The sequence below is a fragment of the Streptococcus sp. HMSC072D05 genome (assembly GCF_001815805.1).
In the GTDB taxonomy this organism is placed as follows: domain Bacteria; phylum Bacillota; class Bacilli; order Lactobacillales; family Streptococcaceae; genus Streptococcus.
Genome location: NZ_KV822036.1, coordinates 1 through 768 on the forward strand (window position 1 = coordinate 1; position 768 = coordinate 768).

Annotated in this window: 1 protein-coding gene; it reads left to right on the plus strand. The window is 44.3% G+C overall.

All coding sequences use genetic code 11. The features are described from left to right. A partial coding sequence (locus tag HMPREF3057_RS10015) for an SIALI-17 repeat-containing surface protein (RefSeq protein ID WP_373878920.1) occupies positions 1–768 on the plus strand: 768 nt, incomplete at both ends.

Genomic DNA, 768 nt, shown 5'->3' on the forward strand with positions numbered 1-768 from the left:
AGATTTCTCAAGCCAAGACCAAGCTAAACTGGCTGCAGCCGACAAGGAAGCAGCAGAAGAGGCAGCAAAAGTTCGCTCAGATTTAATCGCTACCTTAGAAAAAATTGAAAAAGAGACCATCGACGACATCAACAAAGATGTCACTATCACTGATAAGGAAGCGGCGATTAAGGCAGCTAAAGAAGTGATTGGTAAGGACGGCATCTTGAAAGCTATCGAAGAAGGTGACATTGATGCGTCAGATTTGTTAGATGATTTCTTGGCAAAAGACAGCGATCGGGTGACACCGGCCGAAGTGAAGAGCCAAGAAGATTTCTCAAGTCAAGACCAAGCTAAACTCGCTGCAGCCGACAAGGAAGCAGCAGAAGAAAATAGTAATGCGAAAAAACTTGAGCTAAGTAAATTAGAAGAGCAAGTTGCTAAGATTAAAGCGCAATTATCAAGTTTACAAGTTTCTGGTGACAAGAATAGTCAAGTCAAAGACTTGCAACAAGCTTTAGCAGACTATGAGGATGCTATTAAGACTCTAAGTAGTGTCATGTCAGCTGTTCTTGAAATTGAAGACTTTAAAGGTGGGGTGAACGCAGTAGAAGCTGCAACTGCAGAGTTGCCAGAATACAAGCAAGGTGCAAACGCGGTAGAAGCTGCTGTAAATGAACTCCCAGCCTATGCAGAAAGTGGCGCTCCAGTCGTAGCGAACGTTCCAGCTTACGGAGAAAGCGGTGCCCCAATAGTAAACAATGCTCTGCCTTATGCAGAAAGTGGCGC